The organism is Streptomyces sp. NBC_01216 (genome assembly GCF_035994945.1).
Taxonomy (GTDB): Bacteria; Actinomycetota; Actinomycetes; order Streptomycetales; family Streptomycetaceae; genus Streptomyces.
In genome coordinates this window covers 1214751-1240712 of record NZ_CP108677.1, presented here as the reverse complement: position 1 = coordinate 1240712, position 25962 = coordinate 1214751, and the positions used below count along the sequence as shown (strand labels likewise).

General features: G+C 71.7%; 24 protein-coding genes. 13 read left to right on the top strand and 11 right to left on the bottom strand.

The genetic code is table 11. The features are described 5' to 3' along the window. Nucleotides 1-18 precede the first annotated feature (18 nt). Nucleotides 19-861 (bottom strand): TIGR04222 domain-containing membrane protein, encoded by an 843-nt coding sequence (locus OG393_RS05315; RefSeq protein WP_327373421.1) that lies wholly within the window; start codon nucleotides 859-861, stop codon nucleotides 19-21. Nucleotides 862-1005: 144 nt separating this feature from the next. Beyond that, nucleotides 1006-1749, bottom strand: a complete 744-nt coding sequence (locus OG393_RS05310) for a hypothetical protein (protein WP_327378318.1) — start codon at nucleotides 1747-1749, stop codon at nucleotides 1006-1008. A gap of 743 nt (nucleotides 1750-2492) precedes the next feature. On the opposite strand from OG393_RS05310, the gene gcl reads away from it, so the two are divergent. Further along, nucleotides 2493-4280, top strand: coding sequence for a glyoxylate carboligase (gene gcl / locus OG393_RS05300; RefSeq protein WP_327373419.1), 1788 nt, complete (start codon nucleotides 2493-2495; stop codon nucleotides 4278-4280). Nucleotides 4281-5376: 1096 nt separating this feature from the next. Here the strand turns inward: gcl and OG393_RS05295 are convergent. The 3 genes from OG393_RS05295 to OG393_RS05285 all read right to left on the bottom strand — a co-directional run bounded on the left by OG393_RS05295 (nucleotide 5377) and on the right by OG393_RS05285 (nucleotide 8791). After that, a complete protein-coding gene (locus tag OG393_RS05295) occupies nucleotides 5377-6834 on the bottom strand; it encodes a catalase (protein WP_327373418.1) in 1458 nt (485 codons plus the stop codon). Nucleotides 6835-7001: 167 nt separating this feature from the next. Next, the gene (locus OG393_RS05290; RefSeq protein WP_327373417.1) at nucleotides 7002-7916 is read right to left on the bottom strand and encodes a 2-hydroxy-3-oxopropionate reductase; all 915 of its coding nucleotides are present in this window, start codon (nucleotides 7914-7916) and stop codon (nucleotides 7002-7004) included. Between the two features lie 41 nt (nucleotides 7917-7957). Further along, nucleotides 7958-8791, bottom strand: coding sequence for a TIM barrel protein (locus OG393_RS05285; RefSeq protein ID WP_327373416.1), 834 nt, complete (start codon nucleotides 8789-8791; stop codon nucleotides 7958-7960). Nucleotides 8792-8928: 137 nt separating this feature from the next. Here OG393_RS05285 and OG393_RS05280 point away from each other — a divergent pair, with 137 nt between their 5' ends. The 8 genes from OG393_RS05280 (at nucleotide 8929) to OG393_RS05245 (ending at nucleotide 15238) form a co-directional block, all read left to right on the top strand. Continuing rightward, complete coding sequence (locus OG393_RS05280) at nucleotides 8929-9183, top strand: hypothetical protein (RefSeq protein WP_327373415.1); 255 nt, start codon at nucleotides 8929-8931, stop codon at nucleotides 9181-9183. Nucleotides 9184-9239: 56 nt separating this feature from the next. Next, nucleotides 9240-9578 carry a helix-turn-helix domain-containing protein gene (locus OG393_RS05275; protein ID WP_327378317.1) on the top strand — a complete coding sequence of 113 codons (339 nt, stop codon included), beginning with the start codon at nucleotides 9240-9242 and terminating at the stop codon, nucleotides 9576-9578. A gap of 246 nt (nucleotides 9579-9824) precedes the next feature. Then, nucleotides 9825-10340 (top strand): 2-oxo-4-hydroxy-4-carboxy-5-ureidoimidazoline decarboxylase, encoded by a 516-nt coding sequence (gene uraD, locus OG393_RS05270; protein ID WP_327373414.1) that lies wholly within the window; start codon nucleotides 9825-9827, stop codon nucleotides 10338-10340. Next, entirely contained in the window at nucleotides 10337-10726 is a 390-nt protein-coding gene (gene uraH, locus OG393_RS05265; protein ID WP_327373413.1) for a hydroxyisourate hydrolase, read from the top strand. The genes uraD and uraH overlap by 4 nt, the downstream gene beginning before the upstream one ends. Before the next feature lie 5 nt (nucleotides 10727-10731). Further along, entirely contained in the window at nucleotides 10732-11655 is a 924-nt protein-coding gene (gene pucL / locus OG393_RS05260; protein WP_327373412.1) for a factor-independent urate hydroxylase, read from the top strand. A 202-nt stretch (nucleotides 11656-11857) separates the two neighbouring features. After that, nucleotides 11858-12037 (top strand): hypothetical protein, encoded by a 180-nt coding sequence (locus OG393_RS05255; RefSeq protein WP_327378626.1) that lies wholly within the window; start codon nucleotides 11858-11860, stop codon nucleotides 12035-12037. Nucleotides 12038-12085: 48 nt separating this feature from the next. After that, entirely contained in the window at nucleotides 12086-13474 is a 1389-nt protein-coding gene (locus tag OG393_RS05250; RefSeq protein WP_327373411.1) for an 8-oxoguanine deaminase, read from the top strand. Between the two features lie 414 nt (nucleotides 13475-13888). Beyond that, nucleotides 13889-15238 (top strand): nucleobase:cation symporter-2 family protein, encoded by a 1350-nt coding sequence (locus OG393_RS05245; RefSeq protein WP_442817402.1) that lies wholly within the window; start codon nucleotides 13889-13891, stop codon nucleotides 15236-15238. Between the two features lie 310 nt (nucleotides 15239-15548). On the opposite strand, the gene OG393_RS05240 is transcribed toward OG393_RS05245, so the two are convergent. After that, the gene (locus OG393_RS05240) at nucleotides 15549-16127 is read right to left on the bottom strand and encodes a hypothetical protein (RefSeq protein ID WP_327373409.1); all 579 of its coding nucleotides are present in this window, start codon (nucleotides 16125-16127) and stop codon (nucleotides 15549-15551) included. A gap of 143 nt (nucleotides 16128-16270) precedes the next feature. Here OG393_RS05240 and OG393_RS05235 point away from each other — a divergent pair, with 143 nt between their 5' ends. Together OG393_RS05235 and OG393_RS05230 are read left to right on the top strand one after the other, a co-directional pair. Then, nucleotides 16271-17233 carry a fibronectin type III domain-containing protein gene (locus OG393_RS05235; protein ID WP_327373408.1) on the top strand — a complete coding sequence of 321 codons (963 nt, stop codon included), beginning with the start codon at nucleotides 16271-16273 and terminating at the stop codon, nucleotides 17231-17233. Between the two features lie 82 nt (nucleotides 17234-17315). Continuing rightward, nucleotides 17316-19163: a hypothetical protein gene (locus OG393_RS05230; protein WP_327373407.1), complete on the top strand. Its 1848-nt coding sequence runs from the start codon at nucleotides 17316-17318 to the stop codon at nucleotides 19161-19163. A gap of 51 nt (nucleotides 19164-19214) precedes the next feature. On the opposite strand, the gene OG393_RS05225 is transcribed toward OG393_RS05230, so the two are convergent. From OG393_RS05225 to OG393_RS05215, 3 genes are all read right to left on the bottom strand, one after another. Beyond that, complete coding sequence (locus OG393_RS05225) at nucleotides 19215-20381, bottom strand: GDSL-type esterase/lipase family protein (RefSeq protein ID WP_327373406.1); 1167 nt, start codon at nucleotides 20379-20381, stop codon at nucleotides 19215-19217. 251 nt (nucleotides 20382-20632) lie between these two features. Next, nucleotides 20633-22264, bottom strand: coding sequence for a malate synthase A (aceB, locus tag OG393_RS05220; RefSeq protein ID WP_327373405.1), 1632 nt, complete (start codon nucleotides 22262-22264; stop codon nucleotides 20633-20635). Between the two features lie 227 nt (nucleotides 22265-22491). Beyond that, nucleotides 22492-23106 carry a nucleotidyltransferase family protein gene (locus OG393_RS05215; RefSeq protein ID WP_327373404.1) on the bottom strand — a complete coding sequence of 205 codons (615 nt, stop codon included), beginning with the start codon at nucleotides 23104-23106 and terminating at the stop codon, nucleotides 22492-22494. A 178-nt stretch (nucleotides 23107-23284) separates the two neighbouring features. Here OG393_RS05215 and OG393_RS05210 point away from each other — a divergent pair, with 178 nt between their 5' ends. Further along, nucleotides 23285-23605 (top strand): DUF5955 family protein, encoded by a 321-nt coding sequence (locus OG393_RS05210; protein ID WP_327373403.1) that lies wholly within the window; start codon nucleotides 23285-23287, stop codon nucleotides 23603-23605. After that, nucleotides 23602-23805 carry a hypothetical protein gene (locus tag OG393_RS05205; RefSeq protein WP_327373402.1) on the top strand — a complete coding sequence of 68 codons (204 nt, stop codon included), beginning with the start codon at nucleotides 23602-23604 and terminating at the stop codon, nucleotides 23803-23805. Before OG393_RS05210 ends, OG393_RS05205 begins: the two co-directional genes overlap by 4 nt. A 259-nt stretch (nucleotides 23806-24064) precedes the next feature. On the opposite strand, the gene OG393_RS05200 is transcribed toward OG393_RS05205, so the two are convergent. Together OG393_RS05200 and OG393_RS05195 are read right to left on the bottom strand one after the other, a co-directional pair. Further along, complete coding sequence (locus OG393_RS05200; RefSeq protein ID WP_327373401.1) at nucleotides 24065-24691, bottom strand: response regulator transcription factor; 627 nt, start codon at nucleotides 24689-24691, stop codon at nucleotides 24065-24067. After that, a complete protein-coding gene (locus OG393_RS05195) occupies nucleotides 24688-25878 on the bottom strand; it encodes a sensor histidine kinase (protein WP_327373400.1) in 1191 nt (396 codons plus the stop codon). The genes OG393_RS05200 and OG393_RS05195 overlap by 4 nt, the downstream gene beginning before the upstream one ends. Nucleotides 25879-25962 lie beyond the last annotated feature (84 nt).

Sequence of the window (25962 nt, the reverse complement as noted above, 5' to 3'; positions counted from 1 at the left end):
ACCCAGTATGGCGCGGAGTCAGCCGGAACCGCCCCCACCCTCACCCTCACTCCAGCTCCCGCCTCCGCCCGCCGTTCCGTCCCCGGGTCCGTCGTGCCGGGCCGAGTACCAGCCGCGCCCGGTGACGTGGTCGTCGGTCCGGCCGCCGTGCCCGAGCAGGCCGCCGTCGCGTGAGAAACGCGGTAGGAAGAGAGCGAGCGCCGGATCGCCGTAGAGCGCGACGTACAACTGGACGAGTTCGCCGTCGGTGACCTCGCCGCGGTGGGCGGGCAGTGGATGCCGCTCGCGCAGTCCTCGCAGGAGCCGGCGGGCGGCGCGGGTCGTCACGGGCAGCCGCAGCAGGACGAGCGCGACCGCGCCGGGCACCGCGGCGAGGCCCAGGGCGAGGGCGAGTCCCGTGCGCGACGGCTCGGTCACCAGCAGCCCGGCCGGCACCGTCGCGACAGCGCCGACGAGCAGCACGCGCGCGGTCCACAGCCGGCCGACGGGGCGGACCAGTCCCGCCATGCCGAGTTCCGCCCGCAGGGCGTCGAGGGCCTGCCGCGCCCGGGGGCGCGTGGTCAGCACCCCTATGCCCAGGGCGCGGTGCAGCGAACCGTGCACCCCGAGCTGGAGTGGGTCCCGGGTCTTCCCGGGCCCGCCGTTGGCCCGAATCGTGCCCCTGCGGCCCGCCGCCACGGCACCCCGCTGGTGCAGGGCGACGAGTGCCACGGTGACGGCCGCCCGCCGTCCGCCCCGGAGCAGCGCGAGCGCCTGCGGAGCCAGGTTCCCCCAGTCCATGCTGCGCGTTCGCAACAAGGCCACGGCGCACAGCAGTTGCCCGCAGGCCGCACCGATGAACCACCACATCTCCGTCGGCATGGAGCCCCACCCCCGAAGATGTTGTGCCCGGGGAACCGTGATCATCACGCGTGAATGGCCGAATTCTGAGGGAGATTTGAGCTGCCGGCGACGGCCGTCGGCGCACCGCGCGCGGCCCGGCGGAAAGGGTGCCGGAGGCTTTTCTCAGACGCCGTCGGAGGCGAGATCGCCCGCCGCGCCGTTGACCGGTTGTGGAGTGCCGGTGAGATCGAGCACGAAGAGGGGGACCCCTAGTTCGTCGGCGCGGGACCGCGCTTCCGGGGTGTAGCCGGCCAGTGAGAAGAAGACGCTCACGGCCGAGGTGCTGAGACCGTTCAGCCAGAGGCACTCCACGGCCCGCAGCGAGGCCGGGCGGGTGCTCGGGTCGACCTGGGCGACGAGGCCGGGTGCCCGCAGGTCGACCCCGCCGGTCACTCGTTCCTCGGGCTGGACCACGTCCCGGAAGCCGAGCCAACGCAGGTATCCGGCGGACGCGGCCACCGCGTCCCGGGCGGTCCGGATGGTCACCGGCCGGAACGAGGAGCGCGTGGGGTGCGGGTACGGCGCGGTAGGCGGCACCGGGATGTGGGCGGGGTAGCGGTCGGAGAACGGTCGGTGGCCCCCGCCCGTGGCGCGTGCCGGGGCGCGGTAGCCCGTCCCGGGGGCGACCGGGGGCGGTGGGTCGCCCCCGTCTTCGCCGGTCTCACGGGCGGGTCCGGTGACACCCCCGGCCGGCGGTTCCGCGGCTGGTTCGGAGGTTCGGCCGTAGGCCGGGCCGAGGCCGCGGTCGACGGTCCGGTCCGAGATCCACTGGCGGTCCGGACCGGGCTCCGCGGGTGTTCCGGTGCCCGTGCCGAGGTCCGGCCCCGCCCGACGGGCGTCCCGGGCGTCGTGCACCGCACCGGACACGCCCGGTGCGGACGATGACGTCCCCGACGTCGTCCCCGTGTCCGTCCACTGCTCCGGTGCCGCCCCCCAGGTCGTGCCCGCCCCGGGGGCGGCGCGGGTTCCCGGAGGTGTTCCGGCGTGCGCGGGTCCGTCCCCGTGGCCTTCCGGCGGGGCGCCGGCGTTCCCTCCCCCTCCGTCGCCGGTGTCCCGGGCGGCATGGGCGGTGGTGGAGGTGTCCGCCGGCCGGTGGCCGGATCCCGTATCGCCGCCCGGCGCGCCCTCCGTCGTGCCCGCGCCCCGTACCGGCACGCGCAGGACCGTGCCGCAGGCGCACCCGAGTTCCGGGTGCGGCCACGCGTCCTCCCGCCCGCAGGCGGGGCAGGGCACCACGACCCACTCGTCCGACCAGTTGCGGTGTGTGACCGGCTCACACGTCGCGCCCGGGACCACGGGGGGTGCGACCGGGGCGCCGCAGGCGCACGGGAAGGCGGGCGCCGTGTACGCGTGCGTACGGCGGCACTCCGGGCAGCGCACCGGTACCGACTCACCCACTCCGAACCCCCTGACGTTCCACCCCATCGTCTCTCAATCCGCCACCGGAGGGGGTGTACTTCGGCCAACGTCCCCGAGCTTTCCCTTGACGGTTCTCACCACCCCGACCTACATTGCTTCCACATAGCAGAACATTACTTCCGCAATACGGAATCGGAGTCCACGAGACGGTGGCGCACCCGACTCCGCCTGGCTGAAGCAGGAGCCCTCCCATGCCCCGTATGACCGCCGCCGCAGCGGCCGTTGAGATCCTCAAGCGCGAAGGCGTCACCCACGCGTTCGGCGTGCCCGGCGCGGCCATCAACCCCTTCTACCGAGAGCTCAAGAACGTCGGCGGTGTCAGCCACACGCTCGCCCGCCACGTCGAGGGCGCCTCGCACATGGCCGAGGGGTACACCCGCGCCAAGGCGGGCAACATCGGTGTCTGCGTCGGTACTTCGGGTCCCGCCGGCACCGACATGATCACCGGCCTCTACTCGGCGATCGCCGACTCGATCCCGATCCTGTGCATCACGGGCCAGGCGCCGGTCTCGAAGCTCCACAAGGAGGACTTCCAGGCCGTAGACATCGCCACGATCGCCAAGCCGGTCACCAAGGCCGCCACCACCGTGCTGGAGGCCGCCCAGGTCCCGGGCGTCTTCCAGCAGGCATTCCACCTGATGCGCTCCGGCCGCCCCGGCCCGGTCCTCATCGACCTGCCGATCGACGTCCAGCTGACCGAGATCGAGTTCGACCCGGAGACCTACGAGCCGCTGCCGGTCTACAAGCCGCGGGCCACCCGCGCCCAGGCGGAGAAGGTGATCCGCTTCCTGCTCGACTCGGAGCGCCCGCTGATCGTCGCCGGCGGCGGCGTCATCAACGCCGACGCCTCCGACCTGCTCGTCGAGTTCGCCGAGCTGACCGGCATCCCGGTCATCCCCACCCTCATGGGCTGGGGCGTCATCCCCGACGACCACGAGCTGGCCGCCGGCATGGTCGGCGTCCAGACGGCGCACCGCTACGGCAACGCGACCTTCCTCGAGTCGGACCTCGTCCTCGGCATCGGCAACCGCTGGGCCAACCGCCACACCGGCTACAACCTGGACGCGTACACCAAGGGCCGCACGTTCGTCCACGTCGACGTCGAGCCCACCCAGCTCGGCAAGATCTTCGCCCCGGACTTCGGCATCGCCTCCGACGCCAAGGCCGCGCTGGAGCTCTTCATCGAGGTCGCCACGGAGCTCAAGTCCCGCGGCGAACTGCCGGACTTCAGCGCCTGGGCAGCCTCCGCCCAGGAGCGCAAGGCGACCCTCCAGCGCCGTACGCACTTCGACGCCGTGCCGATGAAGCCCCAGCGCGTCTACGAGGAGATGAACCGCGCCTTCGGCCCGGAGACCCGCTACGTCACCACCATCGGCCTGTCTCAGATCGCCGCGGCGCAGTTCCTGCACGTCTACAAGCCGCGCCACTGGATCAACTGCGGCCAGGCGGGGCCGCTCGGCTGGACCATCCCGGCCGCGATCGGTGCCGCCACGGCAGACCCGGAGACCCCGGTGGTCGCCCTCTCCGGCGATTACGACTTCCAGTTCATGATCGAGGAGCTGGCGGTCGCCGCCCAGCACAGGATCCCTTACGTCCACGTCCTGGTGAACAACGCCTACCTGGGCCTGATCCGGCAGGCGCAGGGCGGTCTGGGCATCAACTTCGAGGTCAACCTGGAGTTCGAGAACATCAACACCCCGGAGATCGGCGTCTACGGCGTCGACCATGTCAAGGTCGCGGAGGGCCTGGGAGTCAAGGCGATCCGCGTCGAGGACCCGGCCGAGCTGGGCGAGGCACTGGAACGGGCCAAGAAGATGGCTCAGGAGTTCCGTGTCCCCGTCGTCGTCGAGGCGATCCTGGAGCGCGTCACCAACATCGCGATGAGCAAGACGGTCGACATGAGCGATGTCACCGAGTTCGAGGAGCTCGCCACCGAGCCCGGCCACGCACCGACGGCGATCAAGCCCCTGACCGTCTGATCCGACGGTTCACCGAGCGGCCCCCGCCCCGCGTGCGAAAGCACCGGGGCGGGGGCCGCTGCCGTATCCCGTCACGCCCGTTGCCCGTCATACCGTCTTGGCGGGCTCGAACTGGTCATGCGTAGGATCGGTGGAGCCCAGGGGCTCTGGGTATGGCTCGTGGCCTGTTGCCCGTCGCCGTCGTTCTCGGCGGACCGGGGGCCGGCGGGTTCGGGCTGAAGCGCTCTCGGCTTCCGTTCTCGCTCACGGCGAGCACCGCCTGAGTCCGCCATGTCCGGAACCGCGGTCCGGCGGGTGCCCGCACGGGGTCACGGGCGCCGCGGTGGACAGAGGCGTCGACAGCGGGACCGGCGCGCCCGGGGTGAGGCACGACGGCCACCGCCGGGCGGGGCGGCCACCACGTCTCACGGGGATACCGGAGGCGGTGGGACCACCACGCATCAGCGTGGCCCCGGCAGCCACGCTCCTTGTCCCGCGGGTTGAGGGGCGACGCCCTGGAAGCCCCGGGAACGCTTCGTACCGGCGCGGTGCCCGGCCGATGACGCCCGGGTAGGGGAGCGGGGGCCGAGCTCTCCCGGCTCTCCCGGCTTTCCCGGGCGGATTGCGAGGCTGGATGCCGCGGAGATTGCCTGGATCCGTTCCGGTGGCGGCCTGTCCCGCCGACACGGCACCACCCCCGTCCACCGGCGTGTCCCCGGGTGCGCCGGCGGCCTGCCGACGCCTCGGGCCCGTGGCGCGGGCATGCGAAAGAGCGCGGAACCAGGGACCGTAAACCTGGTTCCGCGCTCTCGTCGTCGACCGCCCGACGGCGCGAGACCGGCGCGACAGGACGTTCGCGCTGCCGGGCGGTGCTCGGGGGAATCCCCGTGAGGGGACGCTGGGACCGCGGCGGGGGCGACGGACGCTCCGCGCGTGCCCCCTCCTTCAGGTCTGGAAGGGGAGCCGGTCGTCCTTACCACCGCACTGGCTCGCTCGCCGCCGCGGTCCTCACGCTTGTCCGTACCACCGGCCACCCCTCATCCGGGTCGGCGGTCCGGACGGCGTACGACACCTGACCTCCCGTCATGTGCCGCACGCGGTCTGGGTACCGAGGGGGTCAGTCCTCGCGCAGGGCGCGGACCGCCTCCTCGACGCGCTTGCCGTAGTCCGCGTCGGCGGCGGCGAAGTGCGCGAGGTTCTTCTCGATCACGTCCTCGCGGGAGACCTGGGACAGGCCGCCGGCGATGTTGGCGACCAGACGGCCCTTCTCGTCCTCCGACATCAGCCGGTAGAGCTCGCCGGCCTGGAAGAAGTGGTCGTCCTTGGCGTGCTCGGGCGCCGCGTGGGTGCCGGTCCAGCCGTGGACGGCGAGCGGCGCGGAGAGCGCTGCGTCCGTCTGCGCGGGGCCCTGGTACGAGTTGGGCTCGTAGTTCTTGTCGTGGCGCGAGCCCTGGCGGGTGGCCATGAAGCCGTCACGGCCGTAGTTCTCGGCCACGGTCGCCTTCGGGGCGTTCACCGGAAGCTGGGTGTGGTTGACACCGAGGCGGTACCGGTGGGCGTCGGCGTAGGCGAAGAGGCGGCCCTGGAGCATCTTGTCGGGAGAGGGGCCGATACCCGGGACGAAGTTGTTCGGAGAGAACGCGGCCTGCTCGACTTCGGCGAAGACGTTGTCCGGGTTGCGGTCGAGGACCAGACGGCCGACGCGCTGCAGCGGGTAGTCGCCGTGCGGCCACACCTTGGTGAGGTCGAACGGGTTGAAGCGGTAGTCCGCCGCCTCGGCGGCGGGCATGACCTGCACGTACAGCGTCCAGGACGGGTTCACGCCACGCTCGATGGCCTGCAGCAGGTCCGTCTGGTGCGAGTTGGCGTCCTGGCCGACGAGTTCGGCGGCCTGCCCGGCGGAGAGCGAACGGATGCCCTGGTTCGTCTTGAAGTGGTACTTGACGAAGAACGCCTCGCCCGCCTCGTTGGTCCACTGGTACGTGTGCGAGCCGTAGCCGTTCATATGACGGTACGAGGCCGGGATGCCCCGGTCGCCCATCAGCCAGGTGATCTGGTGCGTGGCCTCGGGGGCGTGCGCCCAGAAGTCCCAGACGTTGTCCGGCTCCTGCTTGCCCGTGAACGGGTCGCGCTTCTGGGAGTGGATGAAGTCGGGGAACTTGATCGGGTCCTTGATGAAGAACACCGGGGTGTTGTTGCCGACGAGGTCGTAGTTGCCCTCCTCGGTGTAGAACTTCAGCGCGAAGCCGCGCGGGTCGCGGACGGCGTCCGCGCCGCCGAGTGAGTCGGCGACGGTCGAGAAACGGATGAACGTCTCGGTCCGCTTGCCGACCTGGGAGAGGAAGTCCGCCTTCGTGAAGCCGGTGACGTCGTCGGTCACCTCGAAGTAGCCGTACGCGCCGGAGCCGCGGGCGTGGACCACTCGCTCCGGGATGCGCTCACGGTTGAAGCGTGCCAGCTTCTCCAGCAGCTGCTGGTCCTGAAGCAGGAGGGGTCCACCGACGCCGGCGGTGGCGGAGTTCTGGTTGTCGGCGACAGGGGCGCCGGACTCGGTCGTGAGCACGCGCTTCGACATCGTGACCTTCCGTACGGGAGCTGCACTGCTGGGGGTGCTCTGGAGCGTAAGGAGCCCCTGGAGCGACGTCAACAGTTTGTTGAAATTGAAGTGTGGTGCTCCGGGCGGCGGCGACGCCTGGGCGCGACAGGACAGGTGTCAGCGCCGCCGCCGCCCGGAGATCTGGGTCAGACCTGCCGGCCGGAGAGACGCTCGACGGCGCGCAGCAGGGCCGAGTGGTCCAGGCCGCCGTCACCCTGCGCGCGCAGGGAGGCGACGAGCTGGGCGACGACGGAGCCGACCGGGAGGGCCGCGCCGACGTTGCGGGCGGCGTCGGTGACGATGCCCATGTCCTTGTGGTGCAGATCGATCCGGAAGCCGGGCTTGAAGTCCCGGTTCAGGAAGTTGTCCTTCTTGCGGGTCAGTACCGTGGAGCAGGCCAGTCCGCCGTTGAGGACGTCCAGGGCGGCCTGGAGGTTCACGCCGGACTTCTCCAGGAAGACGACGGCCTCGGCGCATGCCTGGATGTTGACCGCGACGATGAGCTGGTTGGCGGCCTTCACCGTCTGACCGGAGCCGTGCGGGCCGCAGAGCACGATGGTCTTGCCCAGCGCCTCGAGGATCGGCAGGGCCTCGTCGAAGTCGGCCTGCTCGCCGCCCACCATGATGGACAGGACGGCCTCGATGGCGCCGGCCTCGCCGCCGGAGACCGGGGCGTCGATGACGCGGATGTCCTTCTCGGCGGCGTTCCCGGCCAGGTCGACGGAGGTCTGCGGGGTGATCGACGACATGTCGATGATCAGCGCGCCGGACCTCGCGTTCTCCAGGATGCCCTCGGGGCCGTACGAGATCGCCTCGACCTGCGGGGAGGCCGGGACCATCGTGATGATCACGTCGGCGTCCCCGACGGCCTCGGCGATCGATCCGGCGGCCGTGCCGCCGGCCGCGGCCAGACGGTCCAGCTTGTCCTGCTCCAGGGTGAAGCCGGTGACCTGGTAGCCGGCCTTCAGCAGGTTCTCGGACATGGGCGAACCCATGATGCCGAGGCCGATCCAGGCGATCGAGGGACGGGTGGGCTGGGAGGAGCCAGCGGGGTTGCTCATGGGGAGGGTGCCTCTCGGAAATCTGGTGGTACGGGAAGAAGTCAGAGGGCCGCGCGTGCCTCGGCCGGAAGCCACTCGAAGGACGAGGCGGCGTCGGCGGCCTTGTACTCCAGGCCGACCCAGCCGTCGTAGCCGGCCTTTCTGAGCTCGTCGAGGAGCCGCTCCAGCGGGAGGGCCCCGGTGCCCGGCGTGCCACGGCCCGGGTTGTCCGCGATCTGGACGTGACCGGTCTTGTCGGCGTACCGCGCGATGACCTCGGCGACGTCCTCGCCGTTCATCGACAGGTGGTAGATGTCGAGGAGGAACTTGGCGTTGCCGAGCCCGGTGGCCGCGTTGACCTTGTCGACGACCTCGATCGCCGAGGGGGCGCTCACCAGCGGATAGAGCGGCGACTCCGGCTTGTTGAGGGTCTCGACCAGCAGGATCGCGCCGATCCGGTCGGCCGCGCGGGCGGCCAGGACCAGGTTCTCCAGGGCGAGGGCGTCCTGGAGCCGTGGGTCGACGCCTTCCACGCGGTTGCCGTACAGCGCGTTGAGTGCCGTGCAGCCGACCGAGGCGGCGAAGTCGGCCGCCACCTCGATGTTGGCGCGGAAGCGGTCCGACTCCTCGCCGGGCACGGAGAGCGCGCCGCGGTCCGGGCCGGGCAGCTGTCCGGCGTAGAAGTTGAGGCCCACCAGCCGGGTGCCGGCGGTGTCCAGGGCCTGCTTGAGAGCGTCGAGCTCACTCTGGTCAGGGGTGGCGGTGTCGATCCAGGGCCACCACAGCTCGACCGCGGTGAAGCCCGCCGCGGCGGCGGCCGCGGGGCGCTCCAGGAGCGGGAGTTCCGTGAAGAGGATCGACAGGTTCACATCGAAGCGCTGGTCCGTGTATCCCATGAGGGGCGGCGCTCCTTCCGTATCGCGGAAGTAAGTTTCTGTCTGACGGAATGCTGCAAGTCGAGCGGCTCGCTTGTCAAGGGGGTTCGTCGGGCCGGGGCTGCCGCGGGCTGGTACCGGGCCAGTAGCGTGGGGGCATGGAGCGTTTGAGAGTGGAGTTCACGACCGAGCCGTTCGACCTCGACGAGGCGCCGGCGCACGCGGTCGTGGCCCGTGAGGTCATCCAGGCGGCCGAGCTGGACGCCGTGGACGTCGGCCCCTTCGGCAACACGGCGGAAGGCGGCGCCGACGCGGTGCTGACGGCCGTGGACGCGCTGCTGCGCAGGTCTCTGGCGGCGGGTGCCACCCGCGTCTCGCTCCAGGTCAACGTGGTCGGGGAGGGTCGGAAGTGACCGAGCAGCCCCTGGGGCACCCGCTGGTCGCCGCGGTGAAGCCGCTGGTCGACGCGATGGGCGCCGAGATACTCGGCCCTGGTCAGGCCGGGGCCGAAGACGTGGTCCTCGCCTGGGAGGGGGAGGATGTGTGCGCCGTGCGGCTGCCGCAGCTCTCCGAGTCCCTGGACCACATCCTGGCCGCGATGGAGCGTCGGCACGGGAGGCCGCTGTCCGAGCTCGACCGTAAGACGAAGCAGGAGGCCGTGCGGACCCTGGAGGCGCGCGGCGCCTTCTCGGTGCGACACGGGGTGGAGACGGTGGCCGGAGCGCTGGGTGTCAGCCGCTTCACCGTGTACAACTACCTGAACAGGGAGACCGCTCTGAGCAGGGAAAAGGCCGCCGAGAACGGCTAGTGCCGCGTCAATGAGGTGAATCCGGCGCCTTGCGGTCCAGTGCACCGGACGCCGCTCCTCGACGGGCGAACATCGCCTGATGCGGCACTGGTTGATCACGGGGGCCACGAGCCGTCGTCCGGATGTCGGGACGACGGCTCTCCTGTCGGCCGACTTTTCAACAAAGTGTTGACGTTGTGTGGTGGAGGGCGTTAGCTATCCGCAGCCCGTCCGACGCACAGCGAAAAACAGCCACGGAGGCTTCCCGTGACTTCAGGTACGACACCGGGCCTCGCCCGCTTCAACACCTCGGCGGACGGCGACACCGTCGCCGCCCTCCACGAGGTGTGTTCCAGTTCGGCGTGGGGGAGCAGGATTCTCGCCCAGCGCCCGTACGCCACCGCCGAAGCCCTCTTCCTCGCAAGCGACGCCGCCATGGCCGAGCTGACCGTCGAGGACCTGGCCGAGGCGATGGCGGGCCACCCGCCGATCGGTCGTCCGAAGGCAGGGGACCCGACCTCCTCCCGCGAGCAGAGCGGGATGGCCGGCGCCTCCGACGCGCTCAGAGCCGAGATGCTCGAACTCAACCTGGCCTACCAGGAGAGGTTCGGGCACGTCTTCCTGATCTGTGCCACCGGCCGGACCGGGGAGCAGATGCGCGACGCGGTCCGGGAACGGATCGCGCACTCGCCCGAACAGGAGCGGGAGATCGTCCGCACCGAACTGGGCAAGATCAACCGCATCCGCCTGAGCCGTCTCGTAGAGGAAGAGAGCGCCGCATGAGCACCGACACCACCGCATCGGTGTCCACCCACATCCTGGACACCAGCGTCGGACGACCGGCCGGAGCCGTGGCCGTCACGCTCGCGGCCCGGGCCGGCTCCGACGCGGCCTGGGTCACGCTGGGCGGCTCGGCCACCGACCTGGACGGGCGTTGCAAGGACCTTCCGGCGCTGCCGGAAGGCACCACCCACGTACGTCTCGACTTCGATACCGAGGCGTACTTCTCCAAGAAGCAAGCCGAGGCGCAGCAGGACGCCCCCCGCGTAAGGGACAGCGGTGCGTTCTTCCCGGAGGTGGCGATCACGTTCGCCGTCACACCGGGCGAGCACTACCACGTACCGCTGCTGCTCAACCCGTTCGGCTACTCCGTATACCGAGGGAGCTAGCAGACATGCCCACGATTCTCGGCCAGAACCAGTACGGCAAAGCAGAGAACCGCGTCGTCAAGATCACGCGGGACGGCGACACCCACCACATCAAGGACCTGAACGTCTCCGTCGCGCTCTCCGGCGACCTCGACGACGTCCACCTCTCGGGCTCCAACGCCCACTGCCTGCCGACCGACACGACCAAGAACACCGTGTTCGCCTTCGCCAAGGAACACGGGATCGCGTCGGCCGAACAATTCGGCATCCACCTGGCCCGCCACTTCGTGACCAGCCAGGAGCCCATCCACCGGGCCCGGATCAGGATCGAGGAGTACTCCTGGGAGCGGATCGCCTCCTCGGACTCCAACTCCCGGTTCATCGGCTCCGACGAGGTCAACCACTCCTTCGTCCGTAAGGGCCAGGAGACGCGGGTCAGCCAGATCACCTACGACGGCGAGAAGTGGGAGGTCATCTCCGGCCTCAAGGACCTCGTCGTCATGAACTCCACCAACTCGGAGTTCTGGGGCTACATCAAGGACAAGTACACCACGCTCCAGGAGGCGTACGACCGCATTCTGGCCACCCAGGTCTCCGGCCTGTGGCGCTTCAACTGGACCGACGACGACCAGCGGATGCCCAACTGGGAGAAGTCGTACGCCGAGACCAGGAAGCACATGCTGCAGGCATTCGCCGAAACGTACTCCCTCTCGCTGCAGCAGACGCTCTACCAGATGGCCTCGCGCATCATCAACCACCGTTCGGAGATCGACGAGGTCCGCTTCTCGCTCCCGAACAAGCACCACTTCCTCGTCGACCTGGAGCCCTTCGGGCTCAAGAACGACAACGAGGTCTACTACGCCGCCGACCGCATGTACGGGCTCATCGAGGCCACCGTGCTGCGTGACGGAGCCACGGCGCACATCCCGGTCGACATGACCAACCTCTGAGAGCCCCGTCGGTCGAAGGCCACCCGACAGGCTCTCAGCGGCCCTGAGCGCGGCCCCGCCCGCCCGCAGTCGGGCGGGGCCGCCACCAGTCCGGAGGGAATCCACCATGGCACAGCCTGCGACGGGGCCGGCATCCACCGAAGGTCCGTGTTCCGACCCCGCGGGGGCCCCGGTCCACCCCGTGGATGTGGTGCTGGTCGTGATGACCGAGTCCAGCGCCGGCACGCTCGCCCTCGGCGAGATCCGCGGACGCCGCACCGACGGACGGACCCTCAGAGCCGGCACCAGCGCGGGCGCGCTCGTCGCCGTCCTGCTCGACCTGTTCTTCCACCATCTCGGCACCCGGAGCCGCCACCAGGCCCCGGCACTCAAATCCTCCTAGGGTCCTGCCGTGCCCACACCACCGAAGAGGAATGAAGGAACCACCGCCATGGCAGCACCTTCGGCACCCCAGCGCATCGTCATCGAGAACTGCGCGATCGCCACCGTGGACGCCGACGACACCGAGTACGCCTCCGGGTACCTCGTCGTCGCCGGCAACCGGATCGAGTCCATCGGCGCCGGCAAGGCGCCCGAAGGGCTGGAGAACGTGGTCCGCCGGATCGACGCCACCGGTCACCTGGTGACGCCCGGCCTGGTCAACACCCACCACCACTTCTACCAGTGGATCACCCGGGGCCTGGCCACCGATCACAACCTCTTCGACTGGCTGGTCGCGCTCTACCCGACCTGGGCCCGTATCGACGAGGCGATGGTCCGCGTCGCCGCCCAGGGGTCGCTGGCCATGATGGCCCGCGGCGGTGTCACCACCGCCATGGACCACCACTACGTCTACCCGAAGGGCTCCGGCGACCTGTCCGGTGCCATCATCGGGGCGGCCTCCGACATGGGTGTCCGCTTCACCCTCGCCCGCGGCTCGATGGACCGCAGCGAGAAGGACGGCGGTCTGCCGCCGGACTTCGCCGTCGAGACCACCGAGGGCGCGCTCGCCGCGACCGAGGAGACGGTCCGGAAGCACCACGACGGCTCCTTCGACGCCATGACCCAGGTCGCCGTCGCCCCCTGCTCCCCGTTCTCCATCTCCACCGACCTGCTGCGGGAGGGCGCGGCCCTCGGCCGCCGTCTCGGCGTGCGGATGCACACGCACGGCTCGGAGACCGTGGAGGAGGAGAAGTTCTGCCACGAGCTCTTCGGCATGGGCCCCACGGACTACTTCGAGTCGACCGGCTTCCTCGGCGAGGACGTGTGGATGGCGCACTGCGTCCACATGAACGACTCCGACATCGCCGCCTTCGCCCGGACGAAGACCGGTGTGGCCCACTGCCCCTCCTCCAACGCGCGCCTCGCCGCCGGTATCGCCCGGGTCCCCGACATGCTCAGGGCGGGCGTCCCGGTCGGCCTCGGCGTGGACGGCACCGCCTCCAACGAGTCGGGCGAACTGCACACCGAACTGCGCAACGCGCTGCTCATCAACCGGCTCGGCGCCCACCGCGAGGCCGCGCTCAACGCCCGTCAGGCCCTGCGTCTCGGCACGTACGGGGGCGCCCAGGTCCTCGGCCGCGCCGACTCGATCGGCTCGCTGGAGGCCGGCAAGCTCGCGGACTTCGTCCTCTGGAAGATCGACGGCCTCGGCCATTCCTCGATCGCCGACCCGGTCACCGCGATCGTGTTCGGGGCCGCCGCCCCCGTGACCGCCTCGTTCGTCAACGGCCGGCAGATCGTCGAGAACAACCGCCTGCTCCTCGCCGACGAAGAGGCGATCGCGCGTGACGCGCGCGCCGAGGCACAGCGTCTGGCCCGCATCGCGGCCCAGGGCTGACCTCCCCACCACGTCCGACCGAGGGGGACGGCCCTCGGTCGGACGCCGCGGACCCGAGCGGGGTCCGTGGCAGCCGGACCGGGGGGCGCCCGTACGAACACCACGCACAGGCGCCCCCCGGACGGTGATCGACGTCCTCCTCCCGGGACACCCGGCACGGCACCTCGCGCCGCGCGACCGGACCCCCCACCACGCAGGCCCGCACCTCCTCATGAGCCGCACGTCGTGAGGCGCACGATCGCACCACTTTGCACCACCTCCCTGACATCCGCGTCACCGCCGACGTGTAACCGACCGGAGGAACCGCCCGTGGCCACCCAGCCCAGGTTTCGCAATGATGCTCACGATGAAAGCGCCGCCGCCGACTCCGAGGACCGGGAGCATCCGGTCGACGAGACGCTGCCGCCCCTGAAGATGTTCACCAGCGGCCTCCAGCACGTGGCCGCCATGTACGCGGGGGTGGTGGCCCCGCCGTTGATCGTCGGATCGGCCGTCGGGCTCTCCGGCACCGAACTGACCTTCCTCACCGGAGCCAGCCTCTTCACCGCCGGACTCGCCACCTTCCTCCAGACACTCGGGATCTGGAAGATCGGCGCCCGGCTTCCCTTCGTCAACGGAGTGACCTTCGCCGGCGTCGCCCCGATGCTCGCGATCGTCGACACCACGGACGACAAGTCCGACGCCCTGCCGATCATCTTCGGGGCGATCATCGTCGCCGGGATGCTCGGCTTCGTCGCCGCTCCCTACTTCTCGAAGCTGGTCCGCTTCTTCCCGCCGGTCGTCACCGGCACCGTGATCACCCTCATCGGCGTCTCGCTGCTGCCGGTCGCCTTCGGCTGGGCCCAGGGGCCCGACCCCCGGGCGGAGGACTACGGTTCCACCACCTTCCTCACCCTCGCAGCCCTCACCCTCGTCGTGGTCCTGGTGCTGCGACGCTTCACCCGCGGCTTCCTCAAGCAGATCGCCGTGCTCGTCGGCCTGGCCGTCGGCACGCTGATAGCCGTCCCCTTCGGCGTGACGGACTTCAGCCCGGTGACCGAGGCGGCCGTCGTGGGCTTCCCGAGCCCGTTCCACTTCGGCGCGCCCCGGTTCGCACTCGCCGCGATCGTCTCCATGTGCGTGGTCATGCTGGTGTCGATGACCGAGTCGACCGCGGACATGCTGGCCCTCGGCGAGATCGTGGAACGGCCGGCGGACGAGCGGACGATCGCGGCCGGGCTGCGGGCCGACACCCTCGGTTCGGCTCTCAGCCCGCTCTTCAACGGCTTCATGTGCAGCGCTTTCGCGCAGAACATCGGCCTGGTGGCGATGACGAGGATCCGCAGCCGCTTCGTGGTGGCGTGCGGTGGAGGATTCCTCGTCCTGATGGGCCTGTCGCCCATCGCCGCCTCGCTCATCTCCGTCGTCCCACGGCCGGTGCTGGGCGGCGCGGGCGTCGTCCTCTTCGGTTCCGTCGCCGCCAGCGGCATCCAGACGCTGGTGAAGGCGGGCTTGGAGAAGGACAACAACGTGCTGATCGTGGCGGTGTCGCTGGCCGTCGGCATCATCCCGATCGCGGAGCCGGAGTTCTACCACGCGTTCCCGGAGACCGCGAAGATCATCCTGGACTCGGGTATCTCCACCGGCTGTGTCGCCGCCGTGCTGCTGAACCTGGTCTTCAACCACCTGGGGCGCGGCCGGGACGACGACATGGTCACCGCGCCCATGGAGCCCGGTGAGGAGATTTCCGGCGCCCGGACGGGGAAGGCGGCGCACGTCCACTGAGCACGCCACACCCGGCCCCCGCCGGCCCGGTCCCCGCGGACGCCGCGAGGTCCGGGCCGTCGTCATCGGGGGCGGGCCGCTCGGCGAAGCGGCCGAGTGCCTGCGTGCCCGCTTCGGGACACGGGTGATCGAGCCGGTCCCGGCCGCCTGCCGCCGGATCCGCCCTCCGGCCCCCGCCGCGCCGGGGCTCCGGAGGGCCCCGCCCCGCCCGGCCCGGCGCTCCGGCACCGTGGAGGCATGCGGTCCGGGCCGTGCCTGACCGGCCCGGGGGCCGGCCAGACGGCGCACGGTGCCCAGGGCCGCCCGCTGTTCATCGCTCGCTCCCGATCCGGCGCAGGCACTCCGTCGTCAGCCCCGGGTAGGTCTCGGCGATCGCCTCGTACAGCCTTCTGTTCAGGAGGCGTTCGGCCTCGGCCCGTCCGGTCGCCCCGTACAGTCCGTCGAGCAGCGTCTCGTACCGCGAGAGCGCGTGACGGAGATAGCCGACCTGCCACCGCACCAGTGCGCCGGACGCCACTCCGCCCGGGGCCCGGGCGCCGAGCAGGTGCCGGTGACGTACCGCCCTGCGCTCCAGCTCCGGGGCGGGCAGCCGGGGCACGTCGATCGGCTGTGCCCGGATCGCCGCGAGCACCGCCCGCCGCCTCCGTTCGGCGCCCGCGGTCGCGGCGGCCGACCTGCGCCCCGAGTCCGCCGCGCACCGCATGAACTCCGGCGTCCGCTCGACGGCCTCCACCCGCGACACTCGGTAGAGGCGGACCGGCGCGGGCGACCACCGCCGGGGGTCCCGCCCCTGGACGTCGGCCTGGCCCAACAGGTCCCGCACCATCGCATCGGACCAGCCCCGCTCCCGCAGTCCGCCGAGCGTCACATAGGTCGTGCACTCCGTCACGATTCCCTCCCAGGGTTGGTTACGTAGAGTGACGACTCCAGTGAAGCGCACCCCACTGACAACACCCTCGGGTCGCCCCCTTGCCCTCCCGCGCACCGAGGTGCCATAAAGGTCTGGACCATGTCGAGGGAGGAGGTATTCCCATGCAACGCCCACTCGCCACAAGCCTGTTGACCCTCGCCCTGCTTTGCGTGGCGGCCTGCTCGACCGGCCCCGGCAAGGACACCCGGAGCCCCACCGTCCCCACCGGCGTGACCGCGACCTCCGGCAGCGCGACCACCGTCCACGTCATGTGGAGTGCCGCCGCCGACGACCGCGCCGTCACCGGGTACGAGGTCTACGCACAGGGCCGCAAGGTCCGGGACCTGCCCGCCACGACCCTCATGACGGACATCGTGCGCCTCACCCCGGCCACCCCCTACACCTTCACCGTCCGAGCCCGCGACGCCGCCGGCAACCGCTCCCCGCACAGCGCTCCCGTCCCCGCCACCACCCTCGCCGCCACCACGGCGGACACCACGCCCCCGACCACGCCGACGCACCTGCGCGGCGCCGCCGACGGCAGCCGCGCCGCCACCCTGACCTGGACCCCGTCCCGCGACGACACGAAGGTCACGGCATACGACATCTACCATGCCGACACGCGCGTCCACACGGTCCCCGGCACCGTCACCACCACCCGCCTCACCATGCTCAGCCCCGGCACGATCTACTCCTTCACCGTCCGGGCCCGCGACGCCGCCGAGAACTCCTCGGCCGACAGCGGCACCCTCGACCTCACGACCGCGCCGTCGCCCGGCGCACCCCCCGACACCGCCCCCACGGACCTGCGCGTGACGGCCGGCCGGGGCGAGATCACCCTCACCTGGAACCCGCCGAAGACCGACGGGCCGGTGGACCGCCACCAGCTCTATCTCAACGGCGCCTTCGCCACGACCGTCATCTGGGGCGCAACGCCCCCGGCCGGCCGCGCCACCTACACCTTCGCGGTCACCGACCCACCGGGCACCCGTTACAGCGTCAAACTCCGCGCCAGGCTCCCCGACGGCACCTGGGGCGACTTCTCGGCGCAGCGCACGGTGGTGGTGGGCGACACCGCCGGGTGACCGGCCGCCACACGGCGCGCGGGGCACCGACACCCGGGCCCGGCGAACCGCTTCCCGCACCCCGCGGAACTACCCTGGAGGCGTGGCTGTCACCGTGCTCTCCAACACCGGGCTCGACGCGTTCCTCGACGGAAACCCAGGTCGCCGTGATCCCTCCTACCTGCGGGCGGCCGATGCCGTCCTCGGGCTGCTCGCGCTCCGCGGGGCGGACCGGCGCAGCGGACTGCCCGAGCCGACCGTCGAACTGGTGCGGCACCTGCTCGTCGAGGACGTGCCCGCCTTCGTGTACGCCGCGCCCGGTGAACTGGCGGACTACCCGGCCGTGCTGGTGGACCTGGCCGCCCGGGTGCGCGAGGCCGGCCGGCTCAACGGGAAGCGGCAGGCCCGGATCGTGGCGGCGGTCGAGGAGACCGTGCCCGACTTCGAACGTGCGATGAACGACCCGGGGAACCTGACCTGGCAGCGCTGGTACGCCTCGCTGCTGCGGGCCGACGGCACCGACCCCCGGGACCCCGCGGCCGTACGGGAGTGGCTGGCCGCCCATCAGGCGGTGACACCGCCGGACGGTCTGCGGCGGGCCGATCTGATGAACCGGAGCGTCCTCGCGGACATGGTCCTCGCCGAACTGCTGACCGGTGCGTACGTCCGGGACGCCGAGAAGCCCTCGCCCGCCGGTCCGCTGCTGACCGACGCGGACGTGTCCCACGGCGTGGGCAGGCTGGCGGGCGCGCTCGTCGACCGCTGGACCGCCGCCGGGCTGGCCGAGCAGCTCGAGGGGCCCCACATCCGGCTGGCGCCCGGCCCCGACGCCTTCCCCCATCTCGTCCTCGCCGACATCCTCGTCGACGAGCACCTCGACTATTACGGCGACTCCTGGACCCCCGTGCCTCCGCCGCCCGAGGAGGTCCACGAGCCGCAGCGGGAGGTCGAGGCCGCCGCCGACCTGCTGGCCGCCGCCGTCGAGGAGATGCGGAGCGAGACCGGCGGGCCCTACGACGGCGAGGCGGCCCATCTGCTGTACGCCCTCTACCAGCGGGGGTCCTGTCCCGAGTCGGTCGCCCGCAGAGTGGCGGAGTTCGAGGCGTGGGAGGTCGACCCGGCCCTTGAGGACGCCCCGGTGGTGGCTTCCGTCCCGGCCGGTGAGACGTATGTGGTGCCGCCCGCCGACGAGCTGTCCCGCCTGTTGGGCACGCCGGTCACCGAGGAGGAGCGGGCCGCCCTCGCGCCCTCGGCGCGCGCCATGGCCGAGACGGTGGACCGGCTCGCCGGGACCGCGATGGTCTTCCGGGTCGGCGACGCCTTCGGACTCACCCCGCGGGGCGCCGGGGTCGTCCGGTACCTGCTGCGCGTCGGCAGGATCGCGGCGCCCGACGCGGCCGAGACCGCCGCATGGGACGCCACGACGGTGGTCGCCGCCGCGGAGGGCTGGTCCGCCCCGGCGGCCGCGCGGATCCTCGCCGGCTGGCTCCGCGCGCGCGACGGATCCGCGGACGCCTGGGCCCGGCTTTTCGCCGCTCTCGGCACCGTCAACGCGGGTACCATCCACGCCGCCGGCACCCGTGGACTCCTCGCCGTCCTGGACACCGCCGGCGCCCCCGTCGACGCCCTGCGCGGCGCCCTCGCCGACCCCGTCATCGGCGCGTACGCGCGCGAGATGCTGCTGGACCGGGACGAGGAGGCCGACGAGGGCGCGGTGCCCCTGTCCGCCTACGCCGTCGCCGTGCTCGACCAGCTGGCCCGGTCGCCGCATCGCACCACCTTCGACACCGCCGCCGCGGGCTGGCCCGGCGGCGCCGCCGCACTGACCAAGGAGATGACGGCGGCCGATCCGTACCGGGCCGATCGCGTCCTGCACCGCCTCGGCGTCGCCCGCGCGCAGGCGCGCACGGAGCGGCGGGCACGGCGCCGGGGAAGGCGCCGCGCCCGCTGAACCCCGTGGGGGGCGTGAGGGGGAGAGGACGGCCGTGCGCGCGGAGGACGCTCAGGAGAGCGACGACAGGTAGACGCCCGACGTCCCCGCCCCCGCCGTGTTGCGGCAGCTGTAGTCGCCGGTGGGCCGGGCGTGGATGAGCCCCAGACACCGGCCGAGGGCGAGCTGGCCGTAGTAGTTGGGGTGGACCGACTCCTGCACCGGGCCCTGGGTCCCGTTGCTGTCGATCCAGCGCGCCCACTCGCTGCCCGCGGCCGACGGCGGCACCGAGGCGGTCACCAGCTTCGACGACTTCGCGCACACCTCGCGGCCCTGCAGCAGGTCGCGGAGGTCCAGGAACTGGGTGCCCTTGGCGGCGGCGACGGCCTTCAGGCGGTTCGCGACCTGGGGGACCAGCGAGTCCCGCGCCCAGTCGGCGTCGCGGTTCCAGAACGGGCAGCCGCCCGTGGTGACACGGCTCCAGCCGCTCTCCGGGTAGCGGTTCTCCGCGGCGCGAGGGATGGGTGACGGGTACGACTGGAGGACGATCCGGTAGTCGGAGGAGGCGTAGCCGGCGCCGGACATCACCGCGCGGATCTCATCGACCGACTTGGCGACGTTCGCCATGGCGCCGTCGATCTTCGCGTCGACCGCGTCCTGCTGGTCGTCGTGGCAGTACGAGTACCAGACGATGTAGTCCGTCGCGCAGGTCCGGATGATGTCGGAGAAGCCCAGGTCGTTGCCGCCGACGGACAGCACGACCATCCTGACGTCGTGCGCCGAGGCGACCGCCGCCAGACGGTCGGCCTGGGGGGCTTCGCCCTTGTAGGACTGTCCGCCGTTCGCCGCCCGGAAGACGTTCTTCGTGGTGGCTCCGGAGCAGGCCAGATTGATCAGCTGGGAGGCGATCGCCCCGGCGCTGTGCACCTCGGCCGAGTCGGAGCGGTGGCAGCCGTTGGCGGCGGTGGATCCGTAGACGCGAGCGGGGTCGTACGCGCCGCCCGTCCATGCCCGGTCGGTGCCGTTGCGGCTGCCGCTGTTGGTGAGGCTGTTGCCCCGCCAGCGTCCGGCCTCGCCGGAGATGTAGCTGTCGCCCATGGTCACGACGGTGGTGGACCCGGAGCCGGGGCTCGCGGCGGCGGGGGAGACGCCCGGTCCGAGCAGCCCGCCGAGGACGAGCGGCAGCGCGAGCGCGGTGCCGATGAGTCTGTGGAGCGCGCGTGGGGGGGTGGAGGGCATGGCTGTGTTCTCCTGCGTCGGTGCAGAGGAGTGGGGGACAGCCGCCGGCCGGTGGCATGGCGGAATCTCGCATGCCGTGGCTTGTTACCGCTAGGTAGCTGCGTATCTCGGTTGCGTCACATGCCCTGTGAAACGCACGGGAGCGAAAATGCTCCGCCCCCGGTGACCTGCGTCACCGGGGGCGGAGCCCGTCCGCGGAGGTGCGTACGCGGCGCCCCGAACGGGTGCGTCGCCGCTCGGCCGCCGTGCGATCAGCCGACCAGCTGGTCGTATGCGGGGAGGGTGAGGAAGTCGGCGTAGTCGGCGTCCAGGGAGACGTGCAGCAGCAGGTCGTGGGCCTGCTGCCACTTTCCGGCCGCGAAGGCCGCCTCGCCGGTCTCGGCGCGGATCGCGGCCAGCTCCTCGGCGGCGACCCGGCGGGTCAGCTCGGGTGTCGCCCTGACCGTCTCGCCGTCGTGCTCGAACTCGACGCCCGCGTTGATCCACTGCCAGATCTGCGAGCGCGAGATCTCGGCGGTGGCGGCGTCCTCCATCAGGTTGAAGATCGCGACCGCGCCGAGGCCCCGGAGCCACGCCTCGATGTACCGGATACCGACCTGGACCGCGTTGCGCAGCCCGTCGTAGGTGGGACGGGCATCCAGTGAGGCGATGTCGATCAGCTCGGGGCCCTCGACGTGGACGTCCTCGCGCAGGCGGTCCTTCTGGTTCGGCCTGCCGCCGAGCACCGCGTCGAAGGAGGCCATCGCGATCGGGACCAGGTCGGGGTGGGCCACCCAGGAGCCGTCGAAGCCGTCCCCGGCCTCGCGGTCCTTGTCCGCCTTGACCTTCTCGAAGGCGATCTTGTTGACCTCCGCGTCGCGCCGCGACGGGATGAACGCGGCCATGCCGCCGATCGCGTGGGCGCCGCGCTTGTGGCAGGTCCGGACGAGGAGTTCGGTGTAGGCACGCATGAACGGCGCGGTCATCGTCACGGCGTTGCGGTCCGGAAGGACGAACGAGGGGCCGCCGTCGCGGAAGTTCTTGACGATGGAGAAGAGGTAGTCCCAGCGGCCCGCGTTCAGGCCCGCCGCGTGGTCGCGGAGCTCGTAGAGGATCTCCTCCATCTCGTACGCGGCCGTGATCGTCTCGATCAGGACGGTGGCGCGCACGGTGCCCTGCGGGACGCCGACGTAGTCCTGCGCGAAGACGAAGACGTCGTTCCAGAGGCGGGCCTCCAGGTGTGACTCGGTCTTCGGGAGGTAGAAGTACGGGCCCTTGCCGAGCTCGATGAGGCGCTTGGCGTTGTGGAAGAAGTACAGGCCGAAGTCCACCAGGGCGCCGGGGACCGGCCGGCCCTCGAAGGTCAGGTGACGCTCCTCCAGATGCCAGCCGCGCGGACGCATGACGACCGTCGCCAGTTCCTCGGCCGGCTTCAGGGCGTAGGTCTTGCCCGACCCCGGGTCGGTGAAGTCGATGTTCCGGGCGTACGCGTCGATCAGGTTGACCTGCCCCAGGACCACGTTCTCCCAGGTCGGTGCGGAGGCGTCCTCGAAGTCGGCGAGCCACACCCGCGCGCCCGAGTTCAGCGCGTTGATCGTCATCTTGCGGTCGGTCGGGCCGGTGATCTCCACGCGGCGGTCGTTCAGGGCCTCCGGGGCCGGCGCGACCTTCCACGAGTCGTCCGCGCGGATGGCCGCGGTCTCCGGCAGGAAGTCGAGGGTGGAGGTGCGGGCGATCTCGGCGCGGCGCTCCGCACGCCGGGCGAGAAGCTCGTCGCGGCGCGGCGTGAACCGCCGGTGCAGCTCCGCCACGAAGGCGAGGGCCGCATCGGTGAGCACCTCCTCCTGCCGCGGCAGGGGCTCGGCTTCGACGACGGCCGAGGGGGACGGCGCTGGTGCGGACATGAACGGTCACTTCCTTCAGCGGGCTTCACGGGCGATGCCTTTGCGACCGCCGGGCGTCACGGAAGCGGCACTGCGTGCCACGGTGCCGGGATACGGCCGCGAGCGCCGTCAGAGGTAGCAGGCGCTTCTGAACAGTGGATAGTAGTTTCCTCATAGTGGAAGTTCAATGGTTTGTTGATGTCGAGATTCTCCGGATCGACAGACCGTGGCGCTGAGTGCCACCCCTTTCACTCAAGGTGCGCCAGGTCGGCCTCCGTGTCGATGTCGTAGGGCTCGGCCACATCCGAACAGTCCACCAGCGTGATCGCATCCCGGTGCGCCCGCAGGTAGTCGCGCGCTCCCCGGTCGCCGACCGCCGACGCCGCCACCCGGGCCCAGCGGTCCGCGCCGAAGAGCACCGGATGGCCCCGTTCCCCGTGATACGAGGCGGCCACCAGCGACGCGCGCGAGCGGTACGCCGAACGGACCCGGTCCACCGCCCGCGCCCCGATTCCCGGCTGGTCCACCAGGCTCACCAGCGCCGCGTCCACCGGCAGGGCCTCGGCGGCCAGCGATCCCAGACCGGCGCGCAGTGACGAGCCCATCCCCTCGGCCCAGTCCGGGTTGTCCACCAGGACGCAGCCGGGCAGGAGCGCCCGTTCGCGCACCAGCCCGGCCGAGGCGCCGAGCACCACGTGGACCACCTCGCAGCCGCCCTCCCGCAGCTCCCGCACCGCATGCTCGACCAAGGGCCGCCCTCGGTGCGGAAGCAGGGCCTTGGGCCGCCCGCCGAGGCGCCGTCCGCCCCCCGCGGCGAGCAGGAGACCGGCCACCAGGGGCCGGGTGTCGCGTGTATCCGTCATAAGGACGTGCATACCCCATGGGGCGGGGGACACGGATGCCCGCAATCACGTCCGCGGAGTGGCGCGCCGCCCGCGCGATGGCGTTAACTGGCCCGCGTCTCCCGGTGCCCGGCCGCGGCACGACGGGGCCGGGCCGGGGTGTGGAGTGCGACGCGCGCCACCGCGCGAAGGGGGAACCTTGTTACGGAGTGTGGGGCAGAGGCGTGTGACGACCGGCGGTGACGAGGACCCGAGAGTGGCGGAGCTGCGCGCCGCCGTGTCCCGGCTCCGACGTGAACTGGCCGGTCACCGCGCCGATTTCGCCGACCGCGGCATCGCCGAGGACGAGCTCGCCTCGCTGGACGCGATGGCCGCCGGCGGAGAACCGGAGATCCGGCGGCTGCGCCGGTCCCTGCTGCTGGTCGCGGGAGCGGTCGGCTCGGTCAGCGCCCTGTCGAACGCCCTCACGGGGGTTCGTGACGCCGTGGAACTCTTCGGAGAGGCATCGCGGGGGGAATGACCGCGAGCCCGCCCGGAGGGCACCGCGCCGACCGCCACCTGGCGGCGGACTCCCTGCGCACCGACATCCTGCTCCCCGAACCCGGGGCCGACGGGACAGCCCACCCCTGCGCCCCGGACACCGACCACCTCGCCACAGCCCGGCAGGTCCTCGACAGTCTCCCCGACCCGGACACCCCCTCTACGCCAGGATCGACCTGATCCGCGACGGGTCGGGGCGCCCACTCGTGGTCGAAGCCGAGCTGATCGAGCCCTTCCTCTTTCTCGCCTACGCCGACGAAGCACCCCGGCGCCTGGCCGAAGCACTCCGTCGCCGCATCGGGCGGTGGGACAGGCGTCCACTCCACACCCGAGCAGCCGCCCTCGACCTCAGCCGGCACATGACCACCAGGGGCTGCCCGGCCTCCGGGCGGACAGCCTCTCGATCGAGGTGACCTTCATCAGTACGTTCATCATTCTTCTAGCGCCTGATCAGCCGTCGCGCCGTCGCCGCCGCCACCGCCGCCGTGCGTGAGTCCACGCCCAGCTTGGCGAAGACGTGCACCAGGTGGGACTTGACCGTCGCCTGACTCAGGAAGAGCCGCTTGCTGATCTGCTGGTTCGACAGGCCCTCGCCCACCAGCTGGAGCACCTCGAGTTCCCGCTTCGTCAGAGCCTGGGCCGGTGTCCGCATCCGGTCCATCAGCCGGTGGGCCACCGTCGGGGCGAGCGCCGACTGGCCGGCCGCCGCCGTACGCACCGCCGCCGCCAGCTCCTCCGGCGGCGCGTCCTTCAGCAGGTATCCGGCGGCGCCCGCCGCCACCGCCGCCAGGATGTCGGCGTCGGTGTCGTAGGTGGTCAGCACCAGGACCCGGGGCCCGTCCGGTACGGACGTGATCGCCGCGGTCGCCTCCGAGCCATGCATGCCGGGCCCGAACTGGAGGTCCATCAGCACCACGTCCACCCCTCCCGCCGCGGCCAGTTCCACCGCGCGCTCGGCCGTCGCAGCCTCGCCGACGACGGTGAAGTCCGGCTCCGTGTCGAGAACCGCGCGCAGCCCCGCCCGGACCACCGGGTGATCATCGGCCAGAAGAAGACGGATCGTCATTCCGGCGCTCCGGCGGGCAGAGGGAGGGACACGGCGACGGCCGTGCCCTGACCAGGGGCGGACTCGACCGTGAACGTGCCGCCGAGCGAATGCGCCCGCGAGCGCATCGCCGGCAGACCGAAGCCGCCCTGTGCCGGAGCCGTGAGCCGCGCGGGCTCGAATCCCCGGCCGTCGTCCACCACGTCCAGCGTCACCGAGGCGTCCATGAACGAGAGCGTGATCTCCGCCCGCGAGGCGTCCGCGTGCCGCACCGTGTTGGCGAGCGCCGACTGGGCGATGCGCAGCAGCGCCACCTCGTAGGGCGTCGGCAGCTCCACCGGAGTGCCGCTCAGCGTGAATCGGGCCCGCGGCGGGCCCTCCTGCCCCGCCGCGGACAAGCCTTGCGGGTCCTGCTCGCACAGCCGCTCCAGCGCCGCCGCGAGCGAGCCGTGCTCCAGGTCCGGCGGCGTCAGCGCCCGGACGAAGCGCCGGGCCTCGGCCAGATTGTCCTGAGCGGCGCGACGCGCCCGCTCGACGTGCCCGGAGGCCGGGGAGCCTTCCGGCAGCGTCCGCTGCGCGGCCCGCAGCAGCAACTGGATCGAGGAGAGGCCCTGCGCCAGCGTGTCGTGGATCTCCCGCGCCAGACGCTCCCGTTCCGCCAGCGTCCCGGCGTGCCGCTCGGCCGCCGCCAGCTCCGCCCGCGTCGACAGCAGCTCTTCGATCAGCCGACGCCGCCGCTCGCTCTCCCGGTACAGGGTCTGGTATCCGAGCACCGTCGCCACGGCCACCGCCGCGCCGAGCAGTGGCCCGATGAACACTCCCGGGCTGAGCTCGTCCCCGTGGCGCAGGTAGGACAGGATGGCGGCGCAGGCGGTGAGCGCGACCGCGGGCAGCGACCAGCGGGCGGGCAGCAGGTGCAGCTGGAGGAAGTACAGCGGGAACGCCACCCACAGGCCCTCCGGCGTCAGCCACAGCAGCACCAGCCAGGACGCGCACAGCGCCACCAGCCAGAGCCCGGCGGACCGCTGCGAGGCGCGCACCGGCGGCAGCAGCGAACCGGCCGCGTAGACCGCGCCGGTCACGGCGGCCGCGGTGACCCCTGCCGCCGAGTCCGCCCGGACCGCCGCCAGGACGAGCAGGCCCGCCATCAGCAGGTGCAGGCAGAGGCGCAGCACGCGCAGGGCGGGGGTGAGGGAACGCGGGTCCATGATCTCTCCAGCGTAGGCGGGAGCGGACGGTCCGCACTCAACCGAAAGTTTGATTGCGGAGCCATCCGTGGCGCGATGTCGCGC